The sequence below is a fragment of the Rhabdochromatium marinum genome, from assembly GCF_016583795.1.
Taxonomy (GTDB): domain Bacteria; phylum Pseudomonadota; class Gammaproteobacteria; order Chromatiales; family Chromatiaceae; genus Rhabdochromatium; species Rhabdochromatium marinum.
This window is the reverse complement of the sequence record NZ_NRRS01000112.1, coordinates 1-8,228: the sequence shown is the minus strand read 5'-3', so window position 1 is coordinate 8,228 and position 8,228 is coordinate 1. Positions and strand designations below refer to the sequence as shown.

4 protein-coding genes are annotated in these 8,228 nt (G+C 53.9%); 2 read left to right on the top strand and 2 right to left on the bottom strand.

Going from position 1 to position 8,228, the window contains the following annotated elements:
* Positions 1–231: hypothetical protein (locus tag CKO36_RS19420; RefSeq protein WP_207161519.1), on the top strand; the 231-nt coding region annotated here is incomplete at its 5' end.
* A 55-nt stretch (positions 232–286) separates the two neighbouring features.
* Here the strand turns inward: CKO36_RS19420 and CKO36_RS18010 are convergent.
* Entirely contained in the window at positions 287–1,414 is a 1,128-nt protein-coding gene (locus CKO36_RS18010) for a sensor histidine kinase (protein WP_200286297.1), read from the bottom strand.
* On the opposite strand from CKO36_RS18010, the gene argH reads away from it, so the two are divergent.
* Entirely contained in the window at positions 1,406–2,818 is a 1,413-nt protein-coding gene (gene argH, locus CKO36_RS18005) for an argininosuccinate lyase (protein WP_200286296.1), read from the top strand. The two genes, CKO36_RS18010 and argH, sit on opposite strands and share 9 nt — an antisense overlap.
* Positions 2,819–2,897: 79 nt before the next feature.
* Here argH and CKO36_RS18000 read toward each other — a convergent pair whose 3' ends face one another.
* On the bottom strand, positions 2,898–7,877 hold the full coding sequence (locus CKO36_RS18000; protein ID WP_200286295.1) for an Ig-like domain-containing domain: 4,980 nt from the start codon (positions 7,875–7,877) through the stop codon (positions 2,898–2,900).
* Between the last annotated feature and the right edge of the window lie 351 nt (positions 7,878–8,228).

Below are 8,228 nucleotides of genomic sequence, written 5' to 3'. Positions count from 1 at the left end.
TTTTTCTGTTTGTCGAGAACAAAGACAGCCATTTCAATTCCTGCCCTTACGGGCCTGGTGACGGAGCCTCGCGGCTCGCTCCCCTCGGAAAAGTCTGCAACCGGCTCCCGCCTCGCGGCGGCGATCAACACCTTCGGCGCTTTGCCTTTCACCCGCATGATCCTGATCTTCCAGTGTCCGGAACTGAGGAAGCATTCCGGAGTGGGTCTTGGCGACCTGTTGCAAACGTAGCGGGTTTTCACCGCTTTCCCTGGTCAACCCAGCTTGTCTTCACAAGCTCCGCCCTTCAGGGCGGGGTAGTTGACGCCTGTCTCCACGGATGGGGAAAGGCGAAGCGCACCTGGTACTCCCCACGCTGCACGCCATGAGTTAAGCGGGCAGCACCGGGAAACATGGCCTCCAGTCGCTGGCTGACATTGGTAATCGCCATCCGATGGCCGCTGTGCGTGGGAGGCACCTGAGTATCGGGCAGACTATTGTTGATCGTCACATAAATTTGACCATGACGATAGTCGGCCTGGATGCGAATATGACCAGGTCCGGTTGCAGGCTGCACGCCGTGATACACAGCGTTCTCGACCAGGGGTTGCAGAATCATCGGCGGCAGCCGGGCCTCGCCGGGTGCTCGTCCGATGTCCCAGTCGATGTGCATGCGCGCACCGAGACGCTGTTGTTCGATGTTCAGATAGTGGCGCGCAAGGGCGAATTCCTCGGTCAGGGTGGCGGTGTCGGCCTCGGTGGCCAGTGCGGCGCGGAACAAATCGGCGAGATCCAGCACGGTTTCTTCGGCCAGTTGCGGGTTGATTCGGGTCAGGCTGGCAATAGTGTTCATGCTATTGAACAAAAAATGCGGCCGAATTCGTGCCTGGAGAGTCTTAAAGCGGGCATTAGCGACCGCTTCCACCTGGGCGCGCCATTGCTGATGTAGGTAAAGATAGCGCAACAGTAGAGCACCTACGATGGTGCTGATCCAGAGCGCGCGGATCAGCAGGCCGCTCAACCCGTCGCGCGGAAACAACCAGAGGGCCAGCTCGGGTGGTATCAGGAGCGCGGTGCCATAGGTCACGAGCGCGCTGGAGCCGATGATGAGGCCCAGCGCACTCAGGGCACCGAGGCGGGGGTCGAGGCGCTCAAGCGGTGCTCGACCCATGCACAGCAGGGTGGCGCTGAGCAGGGTGATCAACTGCACGAAAACTGACAGCGGCCCCATTCTGGTCCAGAATGTCGCCAGAGGTTGCGCCGAGGCCAGGGCGATGAGAATCGCCAGCAGCTCGCCGTAAACCACCACTCCCAGCACCATGGGCAGGCTACAGAAATCAGGCAACAGATGGGCCTGAACAGGCTGTTTGGGTGTGGCAACTGTCGCGGGTGTTTCATCCCGCATCCATCGCTTTTGGCGGACGTTATGCAGCATCAGGAATTAACTCAAGCGACACACAAGCCCTGGGCCGGGCGTTTTAATGAACCAACCGATGCCTTTGTCGAGGCCTTTACTGCCTCGGTAGGCTTTGATCAACGTCTGTATCGGCACGACATTCAGGGTTCACAAGCCCATGCGCGCATGCTCGCGCGCCAGGGGATTTTGAGCGACAGCGAGTGCGAGGCCATTATTCAGGGGCTGGAACGGATTAAGACGCGCATTGAGCAAGGCGATTTTGCCTGGTCGGTGCCGCTGGAAGACGTGCACATGAATATCGAGGCGGCGCTAACCGCCGAGATCGGCGATGCCGGTAAGCGCCTGCATACCGGGCGCTCGCGCAATGACCAGGTGGCCACCGATATTCGCCTGTGGCTGCGCGAGGAAGTGGATCATATCAGAGCGGCTGTGCGCCGACTGCAAGGGGTGTTGGTGGAGCTTGCCGAGCGCGAGGCCGAAACCATCCTGCCGGGCTTTACCCATCTGCAGGCCGCACAGCCGGTGACCTTTGGCCATCACATGATGGCCTGGTATGAAATGCTGGAACGCGACTTCGAACGCTTGGGCGACGCGCGCCGGCGCATCAATGTAATGCCACTGGGTGCGGCGGCCCTGGCGGGGACCAGCTATCCGATTGATCGCCATGATACCGCAGAGCAGCTGGGATTCGAGCGCCCGGCGGCCAATTCGCTCGATGCGGTGTCGGATCGGGATTTTGCCATTGAATTCAGTGCGGCGGCGGCGATTCTGAGTATGCACCTGTCGCGCTTTTCTGAGGAGCTGATTCTTTGGTCCTCGGCACAGTTTGGCTTTATCACCCTGTCGGATGCCTTCTGTACCGGCTCATCCATCATGCCGCAGAAGAAAAATCCTGATGTGCCGGAATTGCTGCGTGGTAAGAGTGCGCGGGTGTTTGGTCATCTGATCGCGCTGCTGACGCTGATGAAAGCCCAGCCGCTGGCCTATAACAAGGACAATCAGGAAGACAAGGAGCCGCTGTTTGATATCGTGGATACCCTGCGCGGTGGTTTGAAGGTGTTTGCTGACATGATGGGGGCGCTACGCTGCAATCGTGAGCGTATGCGTGCTGCGGCCTTGCAGGGATTTACCACGGCGACCGACCTGGCGGATTATCTGGTGGGCAAGGGGCTGGCCTTTCGCGATGCCCACGAAATCGTCGGGCGCGCTGTGGCGCTGGGTGTCGAGCGAGACTGCGATCTGACCGACTTGAGCTTGGAGGAACTGCGCCGCTTTTCGCCAGTCATTGGTGAAGATGTGTTTGCTGTGCTAACCCTGGAGGGGTCGGTGGCCGCGCGCGATCACTTCGGCGGCACCGCGCCAGCACAGGTGCGTGCCGCTGTGGCGCGGGCGCGTGAGGTACTAGAGAGTCGATTGCTGTGATTTAATCCACATTTCTTGCAATTCAATGCGCCCCAGCAAAATAGGGGTGCATTGAAAGAATAGAAAGCGGGGTGATCCGTTAAAAGAATATTTGAGTGATATCGCCGTTCTCGTCGACACTGCCGACGCTCGTTCCGAGAACCGGCGATGCACCGGGTGCGGGAATCGATGCTCCAAAGGTAGCCGCCGTTTCAGGAAAGTCACGCGCAACTGTGTCGGCGAAAATAAAGGTGAAGGTTGCCGGTTGGCCGAGCAGTTTTACTTGATGGCCATTGATGGTAAAGCGCACGGCATCGCTTGCGAACTCGGCTGACTGAATATTGAGGCCGATCGGCAGATGGATGGTGCTGGCTTGGTTGTCCACCAGCATGACTGGGCCGGTCAGATCGGTTGGCAGGGTGTAGGTATCCGTGCCGCCGAAATCGAGATAACGCATCGAGCCAGCGGCCGATCCGCTCAAGGTCAGCGTGCTGGCACCTTGATCCAGATACTGGATTAAGGATTCAGTTGGTTGCGTAGTCTCGGAACTGGTTGAGAACTGCCAGGTCACGGCCGAGGCCATCGGGTTGCCGTTCAAATCCTTCACTCCATTGAGGGTAACAGTGTAGCTTTGTTGGTTATCCAAGGGTTGTCCCGGCCAAAAGTGAACGCTTTGAGTGCCAGCATCGTATTCGATCTCACCATCAATTCCGGTGATGCTGAAACTGGCGTCAGTGATATCCACTTGCTCGGCAAAGATGGCCTCAATGGTGGGCGGATAAAGGCCCTCACGGATCTCCTCAGTCGAAACCGGAACATTGCTTGCGCCATCCTCCGGGAAGACAAATAGGATTTCCGGAGGAGTGGTATCTGCCGGATCCGGAGCAACTTCAAAGGTGATTGTTCCAGGAACACTCACACGATCGCCACTGCGCACGCGGAAGGTCATGCGATCAATCCCGCTGAACCCGGATTGTGCCGTGTAGCCTAGCTGCGGCAGAGTTCCGTCGATGGTCCCATAAAGAGGTTCGGTGAGAATTTCGTAGGTCAATCCCGCTGGGCCCTGCCCCTCTAAAGTCACAGCGACGGCGGTGCCTGCAGTGGCTTCAAGCCTCTGGTTATGGGCAGCGAGACTGGTTATTTCATGGACGATCAAGTTCGTGGGTGTCACCTCCAATGCATTCGGGAAGTACACCTTCGCCTGATTGCTGACGTTGGTCCCTTCGGCGAGATCCGCCTCAAGCTGCACGCTGAAATGCACCTCGCCACCCTGACCGGCCGGTACATCGCCGATGTCCCAGTGCAACAGGCGTGATGCTTTGTCGTAGGTGCCGCCATCGCCAATTACCAGAGTGGATTCATCATAGGACTCGGAGAGAGCATCAACCAAGAAGACCCCGAGCGCGGTGCCTTCGCCGGTGTTTTCGTATTGCAGCACATAGTCGATTGTTGAGCCAGCCAGAACTGCGCCATCAGGCACCGCGAGCTTGGCATTGGGGTCGTGAGCGGCACGGACTTTGGTCGTGGCAGTTGCGCAGCCTTCCCCCTCTTTACAGAGTTTCGATTTTGGCACACAACAAGATTCCCATCCTTTTGCTGGATCACAACTAGCGGCATCACAGTAATGTTTCACCCAGTCGTTATCAACGAAGTCACTCGAACAACCGACTCCTTTGGAAAGGGGCTGGTAATCTCCTTTAGCATCACACTGTGTTATGCATACCCGACTATTGTCCCACCAGTTTGCAAGACAGGAGCAATCATATTTTTCTTGTCCCTGAACACATATATGCGAGTATGGATCTTTCGAGCAGTCCTCTTTGCATTGCACCGTATCAATTGCGATTCCCACTAAATCTCCGATGCCAGGAACGCTTCTGGTTCCTTGCTTGGCAAGGCTCGCCGTGCATTTTGCACAGTTATTACGAATACTAACCTCATCAGTGTTCCCCGTCGTAGCCGCCTGACGACATTTAATGCATTCGATTGCAATGCTTGCCGCGTTGACGGCAAAACTAGCCTTATTTAGCGCTTGTGCAGGGATTGTGTTTATCACGCAGTTAAACATACACTTACTTCTCGTCAATGATAACGAAGAGGCTTGTGTATCTGCTCGCGCCGACGAGTACTGCAAGTTAGATAAGTTTCCATCAAAATACTCAATCCCGATCCCGCGATTCCAGTTGAATCCACCCTGTTGGTCGAAAAGACTGTAGGTTTGGCCTTGATGGCGCGCGATCATCGCATTAACCGCTGAACTGGACAAAACCGCCATTCCACCATTGTTCTTATCAACAAGGTAAAATTGCCATAGCTCTTGACCATTGCTCATAACGACCTCAGTGCTTGTTCCACTTGAGGCATAACCGTTGCTTAGCGCATATTGATAGAGACTGTCGATATCCGGGTGTGCGGCGCGTACATTTTCAGATTCTGTGAGCGACATGAAGCGCCAGGTGTCCACTTCTACTCTGGTGTAGTCGAGATAGGGCGTCACATCGAAATTCTCTTCTGGATCATTGCTGGCGCTTATTCGCGCCATTATCTCGAAATCTTCGGTTGGCGTTCCGGCTGGCACCAGCATTTTGAAATTCAGCCTTCCTTCGCTTCCCTCCGGCAGATCGCCAAGCGACCAGAAGAGACGGTTCTCGCAGCGACCGACTGCGTAGAATTGGGCTTGCCCGTCGTCTCCTGAAAACTCAAACCCAGCAGGAATGTCCACCAACACAACGACATTTTCCGCGACCTCCCCAAGGGTATTGCGATAGCTGATTTCAAAGTTTTCTTCAGTGCCAGGTACCATAGTTCCCGCGCCATCAAGAACTACTGATAACACTTTCGGAACCTCAATGCGGGCAACAAAACCATCCCAACCGCCTTGGTTGTTCTTCTGGTCGAAGGCCGTTTCAGTTGTCGGAAAGCTTTGCTCCGGGTCGGATCCAGCTCGGTAGGTTGCTCCTCCAATAAAAATGCTGTCATCAGAGCCCAACGCTAGGCTGGTTAGGTCGTCATCGCGACTTCCTCCAAGTAAAGTGGAATACATTAAATGACTTAAATCAGTGTCAAAAATCGCAACAAACGGGTCGACACTGCCGTTATTGAGTTCCCTTGAATATGCATCAATCGTAGTAGGGAAAGTCGAACTGCCGGCATTACCAGCCAAAATGACATTGCCCGCAGAATCGAGAGAAAGACCAATTGCAAGATCATCAGACAACGTGGTTCCGCCAAAGTATGTCGCTGCTTCAACGGAGGATAAATCGCTGTCCATTCTCACTATGAAGGGCTTGTGCGGATAATCCGCCCAATCGCGATCCTTTGGAAAATCAGGCTGAACGCCTCCCGTGATAGGCAAACCTCCGTAATCAACGTCCCCGGCAACGTAAATTGTGCCGTCCGATGCAATTGCGAGGTCCTTGAGGTAAAGATAACCATTATTTGTGGTAAACCCGCATTGCGTTTCACTAGAACCAGTCACAGCAATAAAAGAACTCGCTTGAAGTTGTCTTAACTGGTTATCAAAGCGACTCACAAATCCTGCGTGGCAGCCGATACCAACAGGCATCCAACTAGCGTTGGTTGTAGGAAAGTCGTACTCCAAGGAAACACCCTGATTTAGATCAGGGCGGACGGCGTAGTTGACATCTCCGGTGACATAAATCCGATTCTGTTGATCAACAGCAATGGCAGAGCAGTGTTCGGTTGCAGTTCCGCCGAGATAGGTCGCTGCAAGCAAATTGGATAAAGTGGCGTCAAATTTGGCAACAAAGACTTCTTCCCAGCCATCTTTCGTGGTGTCATAGCCGGTACCAATCAAACCTTCGCTGTTGGTATGCCCGCAGATGAAAATATTATCCTGCGAGTCGAGCGCGACATCCTGAACCCAAGTCGCGCCATTCGTCTTGAATACTGCCGATGAAAGCAGTTGAGACAAATCAGACGACAGAATCGAAACAAAGCTGACGGTGTAATTATCGAAAGAATCTTCCGGCCCGAAGGGTAAGGTGGTCGCTGGGAAAGCCGCGCCGGAGTCCGTCTGGCCGACGATTAAAACCGCTCCATCGTTCATCACTGCGAGACTTTTTGCGATGTCTTTGTCAGTGCCGCCAATAAAGGTCATGTCCAACAATTGTTCCAAATCCGGATCAAAGCGGACAACAAAGACATCTTTGTCTCCATCCACTGTTGTATCGTAACTGCCATTGACGATTGGAAAGGGTTCGATCTCGTCTTGATATGGGAAGCGGGTATGTCCTACTGCGATAAGGTTTCCAGCGGAATCGGTACCCAAGGCCGAGATACTTTCGGGGGCGTCCCCGCCGATGAGTGTAGAGGCCACCAGCGATGGATCGATGACCAAGGGGTAATTTTGGTCATAATCATCCAAGGTGAAGCCGTATCCGCCGCCAGTCAGCAGTCGATAAGCGACCTCGACTGATTTGCGCTTGCCTTCGATCAGCTGATAAGCAATTGGCGCACTAAACACGAAAACCACATTGTTTCTTAGTGCAACACGCAGGCGTCCTTGTGCATCAATGTCAAGATCGTGCGGCTGGGCAAAGTCAAGCGCAATGGCATCAACCTTGGCATGTGGTCTGATATGAAAAACTTTTTCGATTGCTGATTCCTTGTTGCGGCGCAGCTCCAGGCGAACCCCGGGAGTAATTTGCCCCAGACTCAAGCTGAAGTAAGCTTCCAAGTCGCGGTACCAGCGGTTGGAATCCGCCCCACGAAACCAATGGATGCGGGTTGTAGCAGCGTCAAGGGGATTGATGTCGAATGCTACCTGGTCACCTGCCAGGTATTCATCGAGCACGGTGCCTTGGGAAGTTGCTTGGTAACGGATAGCGTCCTTCGATACCGAGACGCTCTGATTCCCGTTAGTCGTCCAGTAGCGAATCTCTTCAGAGAACTGTCCCTGATTTTGAATAAAGGGCGAGGCTAGTTGCTCCATGCCTATGCTGGGGGTGGCAATTAAAAAAAGTAAAAAAAATACCAAATAGCATGTGTATTTATGTTTTGTTAGAGATATATTCAAAGAAGAGTTGTGTATGTCGTATTTTTCTTTTAGGTTAATCATTAATGCCTCTCTTTCGTGGCAGATGCTTGGCGGATTCACGTTAGAGGAACGACCAGTGATCGATTCACCGTACTAAAAAGGTAATGTGGTGTTAGAAGTAATCTGGGTGGTTGATTATAAGCTTGTTTTCGCGATGTGTCTAGATGCGGGTAACTGTGACCCGGGCTTTACAACTAAAGAGGTTGGATCATTATATGCTTGGTTCACTCAATCTAACCTTATCATTAGTGCGCCAAGCGAAGCTTGGCGCTTCTTGCCGGGTGAAAGTCCCGGTCGGGTAAGGGCTAGCCACCCACCCGTATCGCGTGTTGCGCCTCTGGCGGATAGCGACGCTCTGGTCGGGAGACTGGT

What these genes read in the sequence shown, in the direction of transcription:
- argH (WP_200286296.1), top strand. Translation starts at nt 1,406, where the DNA reads ATGCAGCATCAGGAATTAACTCAAGCGACACACAAGCCCTGGGCCGGG.
- CKO36_RS18010 (WP_200286297.1), bottom strand. Translation starts at nt 1,414, where the DNA reads ATGCTGCATAACGTCCGCCAAAAGCGATGGATGCGGGATGAAACACCC.
- CKO36_RS18000 (WP_200286295.1), bottom strand. Translation starts at nt 7,877, where the DNA reads ATGATTAACCTAAAAGAAAAATACGACATACACAACTCTTCTTTGAAT.